The following is a 15429-nucleotide window of genomic DNA, read 5'->3' as shown; positions in this document are numbered from 1 at the left end:
CTGGTGGAACGACCGTTCCGGGCCGGGATGGGAGTTTCTTTTACGCCGCCGAAACGCTGCTCCACCTGCGCCGAAACCCTCCGCTCCTAGCGTCCCGCACGGACGACGACGGGGCCGGCTCACCGCTCCGCCGTCGAGGAGACCGCCCCTTCCCGACCAGGAGAAGCTCATGAACAAGCGCGCCCTGCGCACCGCCGCCGCCCTCACAGCGGCCGCCCTCGCCCTGACGGCGTGCGGCGGCTCTGAGGAGACGGACACCGCCGCCGCCGAGGGCGGGGACCTCGGCCCGCTGACGCTCCAGCTGTCCTGGATCAAGAACGCCGAGTTCGCCGGCGAGTACTTCGCCGACACCAACGGCCACTACACGGCGGTCGGCTTCTCCGACGTGACGATGGACCCCGGCCCGGGGCCGATCGAGACGCTCGTGGCCAGCGGGGAGGCCGACTTCGGCCTGAGCAACGCCGTGGCCACCGCCCAGGTGGTCGCCGAGGAGGACGCTCCCCTCAAGATCGTCGGCACCAAGTTCCAGAAGAACCCGTTCACCATCCTGTCCCTGGCCGACGGCGGGAACATCGCCACCCCCCAGGACCTCGTGGGCAAGCGGATCGGCGTCCAGGCCGGCGGCAACGAGACGCTGTTCGACGCGCTGCGCGAGGTCAACGGCATCGACCCCGGCTCCGTGGAGAAGGTGCCGGTCGAGTACGACCCGGCGCCACTGATCGACGGCGAGGTCGACGGTTTCCTGGCCTACCTGACCAACGAGTCGATCACCGTGCAGGCCGCCGGCTACGAGGTGACCAACCTGCCCTTCGCCGACAACGGCCTGCCCTTCGTCGCCGAGAGCATCATCACGACCGACGAGATGATCGCCGAGAACCCCGAGACGGTGAAGGCGTTCCTCGAGGCCGAGATCCTCGGCTGGCAGGACTACCTGCGCGACCCGGAGGAGGGCGCCCGCCTCGCGGTCGAGGAGTACGGGGCCGATCTGGACCTGGACATGGCCAAGGAGGTCGAGCAGGCGGAGGTGCAGAGCACGCTGATCGTCACACCCGACGTCGAGTCCAACGGGCTGCTGACGATCTCCGACGAGCTGATCGACCAGAACCTGGCCACCCTGGCCGCCGCCGGCATCGACATCTCCGACGCCGACGACCTCTTCGACCTCTCCATCCTCCAGGAGCTGCTGGAGGAGAAGCCGGAGCTCGTCGAGGTGCCCAGCGCGGCCTGACCGCCCCGACACGGACAGGAACTCCACCGTGACCTCGCTCTCCGAGGCCGAGGTCCCCCGGTCGGCCGCACCGCGACCGGCCGGGGGCACCGGCATCCACCTCCAGGGCCTGACCAAGACCTTCGGCTCCGGCCGCAAGCAGGTGCAGGCCCTCACGAACGCCACCCTGCACACCGCGCAGGGCAGCTTCTCCTCGCTGCTGGGCCCCTCGGGCTGCGGCAAGTCCACGATCCTGCGGATCCTCGCCGGCCTCGAGCAGCCGACCGGCGGCACCGCGCTCGTCGACGGCACCACCCCGGCCGAGCTGCGCCGGGCGCACGCCCTGGGCATCGCCTTCCAGGACTCCGCGCTGCTGCCATGGCGCACGGTGGAGGCGAACGTCCGGCTGCCCTTCGAGGTCGCCGGCACCCGGCCCGACACCGCCCTGGTCCGCGAGCTGATCGAGCTCGTGGGTCTCACCGGGTTCGAAAAGGCGAAGCCGGCCCAGCTCTCCGGCGGCATGCGGCAGCGCGTGTCCATCGCCCGCGCGCTGGTCGTTAAGCCGTCGGTGCTGCTGCTCGACGAGCCGTTCGGCGCCCTGGACGACATGACCCGGCAGCGGCTGAACGTGGAGCTGCTGCGAATCTGGACCGAGAAGCCGGCGACCACGCTGATGGTCACCCACGGGATCTCGGAGGCGATCTTCCTCTCGGACCAGGTCGCGGTCATGAGCGCGCGGCCGGGGCGGATCGTGGAGGTCATCGACGTGGACCTCCCCCGCCCCCGGCACCCGGAGATCATGCGGACGCCGGAGTTCCACGACCTGCACGACCACGCCTCCGAGCTGCTGTTCGGCAGCGGGACGGCGGCGGGGTGAACGGCCTGCTGTCCCGCGAGCCGGTGCGCGCGGCCGGCTTCGGCGCGCTGGGCCTGCTGGGTGCGGTGGCGGTGTGGTGGCTGCTGGTGCTCACCGTGCTGGCCGACGCCCGCATCCCCTCCCCCGCCGGGGTCGTGGGCGCGGCGGCCGACCGGGGCTGGACCTTCTACGCCACCCACTTCGGGATCACGCTGCAGGAGGCCGCGGTCGGCTTCGGCTACGGCACGGTCGCAGCGGTCGCACTGGCCGCCCTGACGCTGCTGGTGCCGGCGCTGGAGCAGCTCGTCATGCAGGTCGCCGTCGTCACCTACTGCGTGCCGCTGGTCGCGATCGCGCCGGTGCTCTTCATCGTCATCGGCAATCCCGACGAGGGCCAGCGGGCCGGCACCGCGACCGCCCTGGCGGCGCTGTCGGTCTTCTTCACCACCGTCGTCGGCACCGTGCTCGGGCTGCGCTCGGCCGACCCGGCCACCCTCGAGGTGGTGCGCGTCTTCGGCGGCGGGGCGGTGCGGCAGCTGACCAAGGTGCGGCTGGTCGCCGCGCTCCCCTCCGTGCTGGCCGCGCTCCGGGTGGCCGCGCCGCTGGCCTTCCTCGGGGCGATCCTGGGCGAGTACGTCGGGGGCGTGCAGCGCGGCGTGGCGATCACGCTCAAGATCGCCCAGCAGAACGTCGACGTCGAGGGCGCCTGGGCCATCGGCCTGGGCTGCGCGCTGGTCGCGGGCACCTTCTACGGGTTGTTCGCCCTGCTGGGACGGGTCGTCACGCCGTGGTCCCGGGGGGCCGCGTGAGCGCCGACCTGCTGGCGCCCCGCCCGATCGGGGGCCCGGGCCGGGGCCGGCACCCGCTCCTGCTGGCCACGCTGCGGGCCGTCGGCACGATGGCGGTGGTCCTGGCCGTCGTCGTGGCCCTGTGGGTGGGGGGCCTGTGGGCGTTCGACGTATCGAGCTACGTCGGCAAGGGTCCGCTGGACGTCGTCGACATCCTGTTCGTCGACGAGGACGCCCCCGCGCTGCGGGCGGAGATCGCCGGGCTGCTCGGCCGGACCCTGCTGGACGCGGGCATCGGCTTCACCGCCGGGATCCTCGTCGCGGTGGCGCTGGCCGCGGTCGTCGTCCGGTTCCGTGCCGCGGAGAGCGCCGTCATGCCGGTCGCGCTCGTCCTGCAGACCGTTCCGCTGATCGCGCTGGCGCCGATGCTCATCCTGCTCGTGGGCCGCGGCTACGTGATCGTCGCCGTCATGAGCGCGGTGGTGGTGCTCTTCCCGGCTCTGGTCAACATCGTCGCCGGGTTGCGCTCGGTCGGCCCGCAGATGCGCGACCTGGTGCTGGTCTACGGCGGAACCCCGATGACGGTGCTCACCAAGGTGGCCTTCCCCTCGGCGCTGCCGGCGTTCTTCGCCTCGGTCCGCATCGCGGTGCCGGGGTCGATGACCGGCGCGCTGCTGGCCGAGTGGCTGGCCACCGGCAAGGGCGTCGGCTACGCCGTCGTCTCCGCCGCCGCTCGCTCGCAGATCGGCAAGGTGTGGGCCCTGGTCGTGGTCATCACGCTGGTCTCCCTGCTGCTCTACCTCGTCGCCCAGCTCGTCGAGGCGGCGGTGCTCAACCGCTTCGGGCAGGCGGACCGCGCATGACCGCCACCGCCCCCCGCCCGCCCGGCTACCCGCCGCACTCGCGCCCCGTGCCCGCCGACGCGGCGGTGGACGCGATGGTCGGGGCCCTGCCCAAGGTCAGCCTGCACTGCCACCTCATCGGCACGGTGGCGCCCGGGACCGTCGTGGAGCTGGCCGCCAAGCACGGGGTGCCGCTGGAGCGGGGCGCCGAGGACCTCTACGACCACGACAGCTACGAGGACCTCGGCGAGTTCCTGCGGGTGCTCGACGTCGTCGGCTCGGTGATCCGCGACGCCGACGACTTCTGCCGCGTGACGTACGAGTCGCTGACCGCCGGCGGCGCCGACCACGGCGTCCTCTACCGGGAGCTGCACCTCAGCCCGCCCGGGCACCCGGGCGTCCCCTACCGACGCATCCTCGAGGGCGTCCTCACCGGGTTGCGCGACGCCCGCACCGACACCGGCATCGACTCCCGTCTCGTCGTCGGCATCAACCGGGAGCGCAGCGGCGCGGCCGCCGTCGAGCTGGTCGAGCAGGTCGTCGAGCACCGCGTCGACGAGGTCGTGGGCGTCGGGCTGGACTACGCCGAGGTCAACGGCCCGCCCGGCCGGTTCGTCGAGGCCTACCGGCTGGCAGGCCGGGCCGGGCTGCAGCGGACGGCGCACTCGGAGTCCGGTCCGCCTCGGCACGTGCTGACCCTGCTCGACGAGCTCGGCTGCAGCCGGGTCGACCACGGCTACCACGTCGTCGACGACCCGGAGATCACCGCCCGCTGCGTCGCGGAGCGGATCCCGTTCACCTGCACCCCGGTGAGCTCCGACATCGGCCGCTACTCCGGGAGCGGCGACGGCACGCACGCGCGCATCCGGGAGATGGTCGACGCCGGGCTGTGCGTGACCATCGACTCCGACGACCCGCCGATGTTCGGCACCGACGCGACGCACGACCTCCGGGTCCTCGCGCACGCCCTCGGCTACCGCCGCGACCAGCTGGCCGCCTTCACCAGCAACGCCATCGACGCCTGCTGGCTCGATGAGACCGGCAAGGCCGACCTCCGCCGCCGGGCCGCGACGGCCCTCGCCGCCACCCCCGACGCCCCTCCCCCCGCACTTCCCGAGGAGACCCGATGACCGAGTTCACCGTGCCCGTCGTCGACATCGCCGCCTACGTCGACCCCGCCGGCAGCGCCGAGGCCAGGTCCGCCGCCGCGCGCGCCTTCGACGAGGCCGCGCGCACCGTCGGCTTCGTCCAGGTGCTCGGCCACGGCGTCCCGACCGCGGTCACCGACGCCTTCGCCACGGCGCTGGACTCGTTCTTCGACCTCCCGCTCGAGGCGAAGAAGACCTACCGGACGCCCCCGGAGGTGAACCGGGGTTACAGCCCGCCGAAGACCGAGTCGCTGAGCCTGAGCCTGGGGCTGGCACCCTCCAACCGGATGCACGACTTCTTCGAGGCCTTCAACGTCGGCGCCGCGCACACCGACTACCCCGGTGTCGAGCTGCCGGCCGTCGACTACGCCGAGAACGTGTGGCCCGCGGAGACCCCGGGCTTCCGCGAGGCGGTCTCGGCGTACTTCGACGAGGCCGGCCGGGTGGCACGCACGCTCACGACGCTGTTCGCCGACGCCCTCGGACTGCCCGCCGGCTTCTTCGAGCGGTACACCGACCACAGCCTCGACGTCCTGCGGATGAACAACTACGCGCTGCCTCCGGGCGAGGTGACCCTCGACGGCGACCTCACCGGCATGGGTGAGCACACCGACTACGGCATCGTCACCGTGCTCTGGGCCGACCAGGTCAAGGGCCTGCAGGTGCTCGGCCGGGACGGCTCGTGGAGCGACGTGATGCCCGCCGACGGGGCGCTTTTGATCAACCTCGGGGACCTCATGGCGCGGTGGACCAACGAGCGGTGGATGTCGACGCTGCACCGGGTCAGGCCGCCGATCGTCGATGGCAGGATCGAGCGCCGGCGCTCCGCGGCGTTCTTCCACGACGGCAACATCGACGCCGTCATCGAGACGCTGCCCACGTGCCTGGACGCCGACGGCACCTCGGCCTACCCGCCGATCACCGTGGGCGGGCACATCCGCGCCAAGCTGGCCGGCTCGCGCGCCGGTGTCGCCAACGCCGACGCCGAGCGGGAGGCCGCACGGGTCCTGGCGGCGCGGTCGGCGTGAAGGCCTTCGGCTCCTGTCGCGAACCCGTGGGCGGCGGGCCGCGCACGTGACGAGCCGGCCGCCCGACCCGATGACCGAGCTGCCGCACGCCCGCGGAACTGCGGGGGCCGGTAGCGTCGTGGGAGTGAACGGCGTCCTCCGGCGGACGGGTGGTCGGCGCTTGATGCGGGTGCTGCGGCTGGTGGCCGCGGTCGTTCTGATGGTCCACGGAGTGGTGCACCTCATGGGGGTGGCGCTGCTCTGGCGGTGGGGGCAGCCGGGTGAGCTTCGTTACGCCGACGTCCGGCCCGAGGCCGGCTCGACGGCGGCGATGGCCGTCGGAGGCGCGTGGCTGATCGCCCTGCTGCTGTTCCTGGTCACCGCGGCTCTGCTCGCCGCCGGGCGCCCGACGTGGCGTCCGGTCGGACTGCTCGCCGCCCTGGTGTCGGTCGCGGTGCTCCTGCCCTCGGCGTCGATCGCGTGGGCGGGTCTGGTGGTCGATGCGGCCGTGTTCGTCGGCGCGGGGGTGACCGTCGCCGCGGCCAATCGCAACCGTGGAACCCCCGGTGCGGGGAGCAACGGGTGAGCGCTCCGCCCGTCCCGAGGGCCGCCCGCAGTGTCCGGCGCGAGTGGGAGCTGCTGTCCGGCGCCGACCAGCAGCCGCCGGAGCCGTTCGACGCCGCGATGGTCGCCGACCTGCCCGAGGCCGCCCGCCGCTGGCTCACCCACGCCGTAGCCCCCGGCACCCCGCTGTGGCCGTCGGTTCTCCTCACCATGCGGGGGGAGATCCGCCTCGGGTCCTGGCGTCCCTTCACCGCCACCCAGATCCTGGCCCCGCCCCGCGGGTTCATCTGGGCCGCGACCGCCCGCGTCTTCGGGCTGCCGGTGACCGGCTTCGACCGCTACAGCTCCGGAACGGGGCAGATGAACTGGCGACTCGGCGGGCTGCTCCCGGTCATGACAGCGATCGGCACCGACGTCACGCGCAGCGCCGCAGGTCGCCTGGCCGGTGAGATGGCCCTGGCGCCCACCACCTTCCGCGGCGCGACGTGGGCGCCCGGCGCCGACGACGACCACTGCATCGTGACCTGGCGGATCGGGGACCAGGACGAACGCGCCGAGTTCTCCGTCGGCGCCGACGGCCGGCTCGTCGGTGTCGTCATGCAGCGATGGGGCAGCCCGAGCGGCGAACCATTCGGCTGGTACCCCTTCGGCGTGGACATCGAGGCCGAGCAGACGTTCGCCGGGGTGACCATCGGCTCACGGCTACGCGCCGGCTGGTGGTGGGGCACGGACCGTCAGGCCGAGGGCGAGTTCTTCCGGGCCACCATCACCGGGGCCGAGTTCCCCACGCCCGACAGCTGAGGGGCCGGGCGCTGAGGCAGGACCGCCGTGGCGTCACCGCCGCCGGCCTTCCGCCGACGACATGCGTCGCGGCCCGGCGAGCACCACCCCGAGCGCCGGCACCCGCTCACCCGCGGTCACCCAGCGGGTCGCGGGCCGCCGCAGCAGGAGAACCAGCGCCGATCCGACCACTGCACCAAGAATCAGGCCGTCGACGACGTCGTGCGGGTAGTGCACGCCGAGCCCCACACGCGCGGGCGCCACGAGAAGAGCCAGTGGCGTCACCAGCGGCCACCACCGGGGGGCTGACCAGATCAGCGCCGTGGCCAAGGCGGCGGCGAGGGTCGCGTGGTTGCTGGGCAGGGACCAGTCCCCGACCGGAGGGCACGGAACGGCGGCGTCCAGGCCGGCGACCTCGCGGCAGGGCCGATCCTGCCCGGTGAGCACCTTCAGCGATCCGCTCGCGGCGAGCGCCAGCACGACGCCCGCCCCCCAGGACCGCCGTGGCGACCTGCCGCGGCCCCTGCGAGCGCGCGCCAGGAGGAGGCCACGAGAAGCAGCCCCAGCACGACGAGGCCGCCCTCGCTGACGGCGGCCACGGCGTCCCGGGCCCAGGCGGGCCAGTCGGCCACCGTCCCAGCGAAGGAGCGGGCGGCGTCGGGGCTCGCGGTGTCGTTGGTGAGGAGCAAGCCGACGGCGGCGCCCAGCAGGAGCGCCGGTACCGCCCACGCCCGCACCGTCGGCCAGGTCGTCGTCATGTCGTCGATGGTCCGCAGCCCGGCGGTCCCGGGGGCTCCTGCCGCAGGACCCTCGTCGGCCTCCTCCTCGAGGAGTAGGCGTGCGCCGGTCTCCTCCTCCTGGCCTACCGCAGGTCCCGTCCTGCGGCCGATGGCGGGACGCCGTCCCCGCTCCAGAGTTCATGGCGCCGCAGCTGGTGCGGCATCCCACGGACCCTTGAGGAGGGATCGTGACAACGGTCCACCGGACGATGACCGCAGCCGACGGGCTCGCGGCCGCCCACGCGTACGCCGCTCGCGGAGCGGCGCTGAGCAAGGTGTACGGCGAGGGCGACACGCGGGTCGTCGCCCTCGACACCGTCGACGTCGCGTTCCGCCGCGGTCAGTTCACCGCGATCATGGGCCCGTCGGGGTCCGGCAAGTCGACGCTGATGCACTGCATGGCCGGTCTGGACGGCCTGACCTCCGGCCAGGCGTGGATCGGCGAGACCGAGATCAGCGCCCTGGACGACAAGGGCCTCACCCGGCTGCGCCGGGACAAGGTCGGCTTCATCTTCCAGGCCTTCAACCTGCTGCCCACGCTGACCGCGCTGGAGAACATCACGCTGCCCATGGACATCGCCGGTCGCACCCCCGACCGGGCCTGGCTGGACGGTGTCATCGACGCCGTGGGCCTGCGGGAGCGGCTGGGACACCGGCCGACCGAGCTGTCCGGCGGGCAGCAGCAGCGCGTCGCCTGCGCTCGCGCCCTGGCGAGCCGGCCGGACATCATCTTCGCCGACGAGCCCACCGGGAACCTCGACTCCCGCAGCGGCGCCTCGGTGCTGTCGTTCCTGCGCACCTCGGTGCGCGAGATGGGCCAGACCGTCGTGATGGTGACCCACGACCCGTCGGCGGCCTCCTACGCCGACCGGGTGCTGTTCCTGGCCGACGGGCGCATCGTCGACGAGATGGCGGCTCCGACCGCCGATCGGGTTCTCGAGCGCATGAAGGCCTTCGACACCGCCGGCCGCGGCGCCACCGAGGTGATCTGAGATGTGGCGGACCACCTGGCGCAGCCTGATGGCGCACAAGCTGCGGCTCGCCTTCTCCGGACTCGCCATCGTGCTCGGCGTCGCCTTCGTCGCCGGCACCATGATCTTCACCGACACGCTCAACCGGACCTTCACCGCGCTGTTCGAGAGCACCGCGGCCGACGTGAGCGTCGAGCCCGCAGCGGCCTTCGAGGAGGGCGTCAACGGCCCCAGCGGCACCACCGCCCACCTGCCCTCGGCCCTGGTGGAGCAGGTGCGTGCCGTCGACGGCGTGGCCGCGGCCGAGGGGTACGTGCAGACCGAGGGCGTCTACGTCCTGGACCGGGACGGCGACGTGCTCGACACCGGCGGCGCACCGGGTGTGGGCGTCAGCTGGTTCGACGACCGGGACCTGTCACCGAGCGAGCTCACCGACGGGCGGGCACCGGCTCACGACGGCGAGGTCGCACTCGACCGGGCGACTGCCGAGGAGATCGGCTACACCGTCGGCGACCGCGTCACCCTGCTCACCCCCGGACCGCGCATCGAGGCAGAGGTCGTCGGCATCTTCACGTTCGGCGAGGACGGCGGTCTGGCCGGTGCCTCCCTGACCGCGTTCGACCTGGGCACCGCGCAGACCCTCCTCGGGCTGGGGGACGACTTCACCGGCATCAACGTGCTCGCCGCCGACGAGGTGTCCCACGACGAGCTCCGGAACCGCATCGCCGCCGCCGTGGGCGACGACTACGACGTGACGACCGCGCAGGAGCAGGCCGACGAGCAGTCGGCGGCACTGGAGGAGGGCCTCTCCTTCATCACCGTGCTGCTGACGGCGTTCGCCGGCATCGCCCTCTTCGTGGGGTCGTTCATCATCCTCAACACCTTCTCCATGCTCGTCGCCCAGCGCACGCGGGAGCTGGCGCTGCTGCGCGCCCTGGGCGCCGGCCGCGGACAGGTGACCCGGTCGGTCCTCACCGAGGCCCTCGTCATGGGCGTCCTCGGTTCGACCCTGGGACTGCTGGGCGGGTTCGGCATCGCCTCGGCCCTGCGGGCGCTGTTCGGGAGCTTCGGCCTGACGCTGGACGGGAACCTGGTCCTGTCGGCGGGCACGATCGCCTGGTCCTACGCCGTCGGCGTGGTGGTCACGCTGGTCGCGGCGTACCTGCCCGCCCGCAGGGCCGCCGCCACCCCCCCGGTCGCGGCCATGCGTGACGACCACGTGGCGACGGAGCGCTCGCTGCGCCGGCGCACCCTCGCCGGTTCGGTGCTGGCCGTCGTCGGTGCCGGTGCACTCGTCATCAGCCTCCTGGCCGACGGTGGAGGCGCCGCCCAGCTGGTCGGGTTCGGTGGGCTGGGCCTGGTCCTGGCCGCCATCGCGCTGAGCCCGGTCCTGGCGCGGCCGTTCGCCCGGTCGGTGGGGGCCGTCCTGCCCCGGGTGTGGGGAACGACCGGGCACCTCGCCCGGGAGAACGCCCAGCGCAATCCCCGCCGGACGGCGGCCACGGCATCGGCGCTGATGGTCGGCCTCGCGCTGGTGACGGCCTTCAGCATCCTGGGCGCCTCGACCAACGCCTCGGTGGACAAGTTGATCGGCACGGCGCTGAGGGCGGACTTCGTCGTCTCGACCTCGGTGGGTCAGCCCTTCACCCCGGAGGTCGCCGACCGGCTCCGCACGATCGACGGGGTCGACGCCGTCACCCAGGAGCGGTTCGGCCAGGCCATGCTCGACGGGCAGGGAACCCTGCTCGCGGCGGTCGACCCCGGAACGCTGGACAGCACGGTGCTGCTGGACTACCGCGACGGCAGCAGCGCGGGCCTCGCCGGCCGGGGGCTGGTGGTCGACGAGCCGACGGCAGACAGCCACGGCTGGGACGTCGGTGACACCGTGGAGATGGTGACGGCCACCGGGGACACGGCACAGCTGACCGTCGGCGGCGTCTTCGCGGCCAACCAGGTGATCGCACCGGCGGTCGTGTCGTTGGAGACCTTCGCCGTCACCGGCGGTGCGGAGCTGGACCGGTACGTCTACGTGGACCTGGCGGACGGGGCGGACGCCGCGTCCGTGCGATCGGCCATCGAGACGGCGATCGCCCCCTACCCGGTCGTGACCCTCAAGGACCGCGACGAGTTCGCCGGCGAGCAGAAGGGGCAGGTCGACCAGATCCTGATGCTGATCAACGCCCTGTTGGTGCTGTCGGTGCTGATCGCCGTCCTGGGCATCGTCAACACCCTGGCGATGTCGGTGCTCGAGCGGACCCGCGAGGTGGGCCTGCTCCGGGCGATCGGCATGACCCGCACCCAGCTGCGCCGGATGGTGCGGCTCGAGTCGGTGCTCATCTCGGTGTACGGCTCGGTGCTGGGGCTGGCGCTCGGCGGGCTGATCGGGATCAGCCTCAGCCGGGCGCTGTCCGACCAGGGCATCTCCGAGCTGGTCGTGCCGGGCGGGCGGCTGGTCCTCTTCCTCGGGATCGGCGCGGTGATCGGCGTCCTGGCCGCCGTCTGGCCCGCCCGGCGGGCCGCGCGGATGCAGGTGCTCGACGCCATCGCCACCACCTGACCGGAGGACCGAGGGCCACGACGACGGAGGGGCGCCCCGCACGGGGCGCTCCTCCGGTGCTCGTGTCAGCCGACGAGAGGAACCCGGACCACGAGGCGGGTGCCGAGGCCGGGAGCGCTGTCCACGTGCACGGTCCCCCCGCAGAGCTTCGCCCGCTCCTGCATCGTCCGCTGCCCGTGGCCCCCAGCCCGACGGGCGGCCGGGTCGAACCCGCGGCCGTCGTCGGTGACGGTGAGGACCAGTTCGTCATCGAGCACGTCCAGAGCGACGGTCGCCGATGAGGCGCCGGCGTGCTTGAGGCAGTTGTGCAGCGCCTCCCCCGCGATCCGGACCAGGTGCTGGGTGGCCTCGGCCCCCACGGGCGGCACCGCGTCGTCCAGCTGCAGCCCTACCGGCAGCCCGTGGCGCGTGGTGCAGGTGGTCGCCAGCTCGCGCAGCGCCTCCCGCAGATCCACGGGCGGCTCGGAGTCCTCCCCGCGCATCCCGGAGACCATCTGCCGGAGCTGGGAGACCGCCTCCCTGGACAGGACCTCCAGGTCCCGCGCCGCCTCGGCCACGACCTCGGACGCGCCCGCGGCCAGCCCCCGCTGGATCGCCTGCGCTCGTGCGTGCATCGAGAACAGGGCAGCGCTCACCGAGTCGTGCAGGTCGCGGCCGAGCCGGTGCCGTTCCAGCTCGGCGGCGTGCGCGGCGGCCTGTTCCCGCAGCTGCTCGTCGGCCAGCGCCACCGACGCGTGCGCTCCCAGGGCCGACCACGAGGTCAGCTCCGCCTTCGTGGGCGCGGTGACGGTGGCCGGCAGCAGCAGGACGAGGGCGCCGACGATCTGCCCGCCCCGGTGCAGCGGCACCTTGACCGACCCCTCCCACGCCAGTCCGGCGGTCAGCTCGGCGATGATCGCTGTCGACGGCGACGCGGCGAGCCGAGTCCGCCCGTCGGACAGCAGCATGAGCCGTCCCGTCGTCAGCTGGTCACCGCCGGGCAGGTCGGCCAGTCGCAGGTGGGCAGCCCGCACCGCGACACCGAGTTGCTCGGGCAGCCCGGCGCCGGCGCCCAGGGCGAGCCGGCCGTCGGGGCACTCCACGAGCACCAGGCAGGCCACCGCGCGTGACCGGGCGACGGCCTCCTCGGCCAGGGAGTCCAGCACGTCGCCGACCGACCCGCCCTCGGCGATGCGGGCGGCCGCCGCGCCCAGGGCCACCGCGTCCTGCCCGGCGCTGGCCAGCCCGAAGGTGGGGTGGAAGATCGCCGGGGCGAGTTCCTCGCCGCCCGCGTGCAGCACGGAGCCCGACCACGTGATGCCGACCTCGCGGCCGTCCGGCCGCACGATCGTGTTGGCGTAGAAGCCGGTGTCCCCGTCCCGCTGGTCGTGCTCCAGGGCCAGGAGGTACGCCCGCTCGTGCTCCGGGAACGACAGCAGGTAGTCCTCGCCCTGCAGCTCGGTGAACGAACGCCCGACGAGGCGGCAGCCGCTGGGGTTCAGGTACACCCACCGGTGGTCGTCGCCGGTCACGCAGACGCCGTAGCCGGAGGTCTCCAGCATCTCCACCAGCGCGTCCAGCCCCAGCCCCCGCAGGACGGCGGCGGACCCGGACCCGCTCTCCGGCACGGCGGGGAGCGGGTCGACGTCCGGGTCCACCCCCCGTACCTCTCCCACGCCCGTGGGTCGCCGCGCGTCGTCGGCGGTCGCGCTGTCGGTGGTCCACACGGCTGGACAGGCTACTGAGCCACCGGCCGTCGGTGAGCCGTTCCCGACCTCCTCCTCCGAGAGGAGGAGGTCGTGGCGGACCGGTCCTCGAGGAGGATCCGGCCGACCCGAGGAGTGACCTACCGTTCCCCTCGTGCGACGACCGGCCGCTGCAGCGGCGGACTTCCTGCGGCGACACGCAGCGCGGCTCGATGCAGCGCTCGGCGCCCTGGTCGCCGCGCTCGGTGCCCTGTCGCTCTGGTCGAGTCCGGCGCTGGCGACGTTCGACCACCGGGAACCGGACGCGCTCGGTGTGGGGCTGACCCTGCTCGCCGGCGCGGCCGTCGCCGTGCGGACCCGCTGGCCCGTGCCGGCGCTCCTCGTCGCCTGCGGCGCCTCGCTGGTACCGCTCCAACTGGGCTACCCGCAGAGCGTGGCCACCTTCGCGCCGCTGCTCGTCCTGTACACCGTCACCACCCGGCGTCCGGTGTCGGTGAGCGCACCGGCCGCAGCGCTCGTGTACCTGCTGGTGGGACTGCTCCTGGTCGCCGGACCGATGCAGACCACGCTTGCGGACTGGGTCAGCAACACCTTCATGATCGTCGCCGTCTGGGCCGTCGGCCGGTCCGTGCGCAGTCATCGGGCCGAGAGCGCCGGCCGCGAGGAGCGCAACCGCGCTCTCTACGAAGCACGTGAGGCCCGCGCGCGAGCCACGGAGGTGGACGAACGGGCAGCGATCGCCCGGGAGATGCACGACCTGGTCACCCACGGCATCACGGAACTGACCGTGCAGACCTCGGCGGCCCGACGACTGCTTCGCGACGACCCGGACACCGCGGAACAGCTGCTGGCGGACGTGGAGAGCAAGGGCCGCGACGCCATCGCCGAGATGCGACGCATCCTGAGCGTCCTGCGCCCCACCGGGGACGCGGCAGCGATGCGACCCCAGCCCGGGCTCGCCGATCTGGAGACTCTGCTGGCCGAGGCCCGCGCGGACGGCGTGGAGGTCCAGCTGTCCACCGCAGGCACCCCGGCAGAGGTCGAGCAGGGCGTGGCCCTGACTGCCTACAGGATCGTCCAGGAAGCGTTGCGGAACACCCAGCAGCACGCCGGGCGGGCCACCGCCCGGGTCACCCTGGACTGGCGACCGGGGAACCTGTGCCTGGCTGTCGACGACGACGGCCGGGGCGCCCTGAGCTGGTTGGCCGAGTTCCCGGCCGACGGCCACGGGCTGAACTCGCTCCGAGAGCGCGTCGCGGCCTACGGCGGCAGCCTGCGGACCGGCCCCCGGCCGGGGGGCGGCTTCACCGTCACCGCCAGCCTCCCGACGACCACCCGGAGCCAGTCATGACGATCCGCGTCCTGCTCGTCGACGACCAGCCGCTACTGCGTACCGGCTTCCGTCTGATCTTGCAGACCGAGCCGGACATCGAGGTCGTCGGTGAGGCCGCCGACGGCGAGGTCGCGCTCGCCCAGGCCCGCGCACTGCACCCTGATGTCGTCCTCATGGACATCCGCATGCCGCGCATGGACGGCGTCGAGGCCACCCGCCGGCTCGGCGAGCTCGACGCCCCGCCGCGCGTGCTGGTGCTGACCACCTACGACCTGGACGAGTACGTGGTCGACTCACTCCGTGCCGGGGCGTCGGGGTTCCTGCTCAAGGACGTCCCCGCCGACGACCTCGTCGAAGCCGTCCGCGTCGTCCACCGTGGTGAGGCGGTCGTCGCGCCCCGGGTCACGCGCCGTCTGCTCGACCGCTTCGCCCGGCAGCTGCCGACCACCACGACGACCGCGCCGGCGCCCCTCCCCCAGCTCACCGAACGCGAGCACCAGGTGCTGCTGCTCGTGGCCCGGGGGCTGTCCAACGCCGAGATCGCCAGGGAGCTCGTCCTCAGCGAGACGACGGTGAAGACCCACGTGAGCAACGTGCTCATGAAGCTGCGCTTGCGCGACCGGGTCCAGGCCGTCGTGCTGGCCTACGAGCGCGGGCTGGTCACGCCGGCCGGGTCGTGACGACCATGCCGACGGCCTCGCTCCTCCTCCAGGAGGAGCACGGAACAGGACGTCGGCAGGACGACCGGATCGGCCCCCGCTCCTGGCGTCGGCGACGAGCGGGGCACCCGGCCCCGACGCGAACCACGGAGCCCGATGACCGCGAGCCACGTCTCCGACGACACCCTCCCCGTCCGGGTCCCCCGCTTCGGCCCGTCCCTGACCACCACCCGGGAGAACTCGTGACCGCCGC

Annotated in this window: 15 protein-coding genes; 12 read left to right on the top strand and 3 right to left on the bottom strand. The window is 73.3% G+C overall.

Going from position 1 to position 15429, the window contains the following annotated elements:
- Positions 1-169: 169 nt before the first annotated feature.
- The 8 genes from ACI79W_RS04125 (at position 170) to ACI79W_RS04090 (ending at position 7213) form a co-directional block, all read left to right on the top strand.
- On the top strand, positions 170-1228 hold the full coding sequence (locus tag ACI79W_RS04125; protein WP_456560803.1) for an ABC transporter substrate-binding protein: 1059 nt from the start codon (positions 170-172) through the stop codon (positions 1226-1228).
- Between the two features lie 28 nt (positions 1229-1256).
- Complete coding sequence (locus tag ACI79W_RS04120) at positions 1257-2084, top strand: ABC transporter ATP-binding protein (protein WP_456560802.1); 828 nt, start codon at positions 1257-1259, stop codon at positions 2082-2084.
- Positions 2081-2872 (top strand): ABC transporter permease, encoded by a 792-nt coding sequence (locus ACI79W_RS04115; RefSeq protein WP_456560801.1) that lies wholly within the window; start codon positions 2081-2083, stop codon positions 2870-2872. Before ACI79W_RS04120 ends, ACI79W_RS04115 begins: the two co-directional genes overlap by 4 nt.
- A complete protein-coding gene (locus ACI79W_RS04110) occupies positions 2869-3714 on the top strand; it encodes an ABC transporter permease (RefSeq protein ID WP_456560800.1) in 846 nt (281 codons plus the stop codon). The genes ACI79W_RS04115 and ACI79W_RS04110 overlap by 4 nt, the downstream gene beginning before the upstream one ends.
- Positions 3711-4823 carry an adenosine deaminase gene (add, locus tag ACI79W_RS04105; protein ID WP_456560799.1) on the top strand — a complete coding sequence of 371 codons (1113 nt, stop codon included), beginning with the start codon at positions 3711-3713 and terminating at the stop codon, positions 4821-4823. Before ACI79W_RS04110 ends, add begins: the two co-directional genes overlap by 4 nt.
- Positions 4820-5869 (top strand): isopenicillin N synthase family dioxygenase, encoded by a 1050-nt coding sequence (locus tag ACI79W_RS04100; RefSeq protein WP_456560798.1) that lies wholly within the window; start codon positions 4820-4822, stop codon positions 5867-5869. Before add ends, ACI79W_RS04100 begins: the two co-directional genes overlap by 4 nt.
- Before the next feature lie 124 nt (positions 5870-5993).
- On the top strand, positions 5994-6434 hold the full coding sequence (locus tag ACI79W_RS04095; protein ID WP_456560797.1) for a hypothetical protein: 441 nt from the start codon (positions 5994-5996) through the stop codon (positions 6432-6434).
- Positions 6431-7213 (top strand): DUF6544 family protein, encoded by a 783-nt coding sequence (locus ACI79W_RS04090; protein ID WP_456560796.1) that lies wholly within the window; start codon positions 6431-6433, stop codon positions 7211-7213. Before ACI79W_RS04095 ends, ACI79W_RS04090 begins: the two co-directional genes overlap by 4 nt.
- A 33-nt stretch (positions 7214-7246) precedes the next feature.
- Here the strand turns inward: ACI79W_RS04090 and ACI79W_RS04085 are convergent, their stop codons facing one another.
- Together ACI79W_RS04085 and ACI79W_RS04080 are read right to left on the bottom strand one after the other, a co-directional pair.
- Positions 7247-7672 (bottom strand): phosphatase PAP2 family protein, encoded by a 426-nt coding sequence (locus tag ACI79W_RS04085; RefSeq protein ID WP_456560795.1) that lies wholly within the window; start codon positions 7670-7672, stop codon positions 7247-7249.
- Positions 7642-7950, bottom strand: a complete 309-nt coding sequence (locus ACI79W_RS04080) for a hypothetical protein (RefSeq protein ID WP_456560794.1) — start codon at positions 7948-7950, stop codon at positions 7642-7644. Before ACI79W_RS04080 ends, ACI79W_RS04085 begins: the two co-directional genes overlap by 31 nt.
- Positions 7951-8159: 209 nt before the next feature.
- Between ACI79W_RS04080 and ACI79W_RS04075 the strand changes: the two genes are divergently transcribed.
- Both ACI79W_RS04075 and ACI79W_RS04070 read left to right on the top strand, forming a co-directional pair.
- Positions 8160-8963 (top strand): ABC transporter ATP-binding protein, encoded by an 804-nt coding sequence (locus tag ACI79W_RS04075; RefSeq protein ID WP_456560793.1) that lies wholly within the window; start codon positions 8160-8162, stop codon positions 8961-8963.
- A 1-nt stretch (position 8964) separates the two neighbouring features.
- Complete coding sequence (locus tag ACI79W_RS04070) at positions 8965-11499, top strand: ABC transporter permease (RefSeq protein ID WP_456560792.1); 2535 nt, start codon at positions 8965-8967, stop codon at positions 11497-11499.
- 65 nt (positions 11500-11564) lie between these two features.
- Here ACI79W_RS04070 and ACI79W_RS04065 read toward each other — a convergent pair whose 3' ends face one another.
- Positions 11565-13205, bottom strand: coding sequence for an ATP-binding protein (locus tag ACI79W_RS04065; RefSeq protein ID WP_456560791.1), 1641 nt, complete (start codon positions 13203-13205; stop codon positions 11565-11567).
- A gap of 133 nt (positions 13206-13338) precedes the next feature.
- On the opposite strand from ACI79W_RS04065, the gene ACI79W_RS04060 reads away from it, so the two are divergent.
- Together ACI79W_RS04060 and ACI79W_RS04055 are read left to right on the top strand one after the other, a co-directional pair.
- The gene (locus tag ACI79W_RS04060; RefSeq protein WP_456560790.1) at positions 13339-14535 is read left to right on the top strand and encodes a sensor histidine kinase; all 1197 of its coding nucleotides are present in this window, start codon (positions 13339-13341) and stop codon (positions 14533-14535) included.
- Positions 14532-15197, top strand: coding sequence for a response regulator (locus ACI79W_RS04055; RefSeq protein ID WP_456560789.1), 666 nt, complete (start codon positions 14532-14534; stop codon positions 15195-15197). Before ACI79W_RS04060 ends, ACI79W_RS04055 begins: the two co-directional genes overlap by 4 nt.
- Positions 15198-15429: the final 232 nt, after the last annotated feature.

The sequence above is a fragment of the Blastococcus sp. SYSU DS0533 genome, from assembly GCF_054050775.1.
Note: the sequence above shows the minus strand (reverse complement) of the source record. Positions and strands in the feature narration are given on the sequence as shown.

Bases quoted from the DNA above. Each gene is read 5' to 3' on its own strand.
- ACI79W_RS04125 (WP_456560803.1), top strand. From the start codon at position 170: ATGAACAAGCGCGCCCTGCGCACCGCCGCCGCCCTCACAGCGGCCGCC.
- add (WP_456560799.1), top strand. From the start codon at position 3,711: ATGACCGCCACCGCCCCCCGCCCGCCCGGCTACCCGCCGCACTCGCGC.
- ACI79W_RS04100 (WP_456560798.1), top strand. From the start codon at position 4,820: ATGACCGAGTTCACCGTGCCCGTCGTCGACATCGCCGCCTACGTCGAC.
- ACI79W_RS04080 (WP_456560794.1), bottom strand. From the start codon at position 7,950: ATGACGACGACCTGGCCGACGGTGCGGGCGTGGGCGGTACCGGCGCTC.
- ACI79W_RS04070 (WP_456560792.1), top strand. From the start codon at position 8,965: ATGTGGCGGACCACCTGGCGCAGCCTGATGGCGCACAAGCTGCGGCTC.
- ACI79W_RS04055 (WP_456560789.1), top strand. From the start codon at position 14,532: ATGACGATCCGCGTCCTGCTCGTCGACGACCAGCCGCTACTGCGTACC.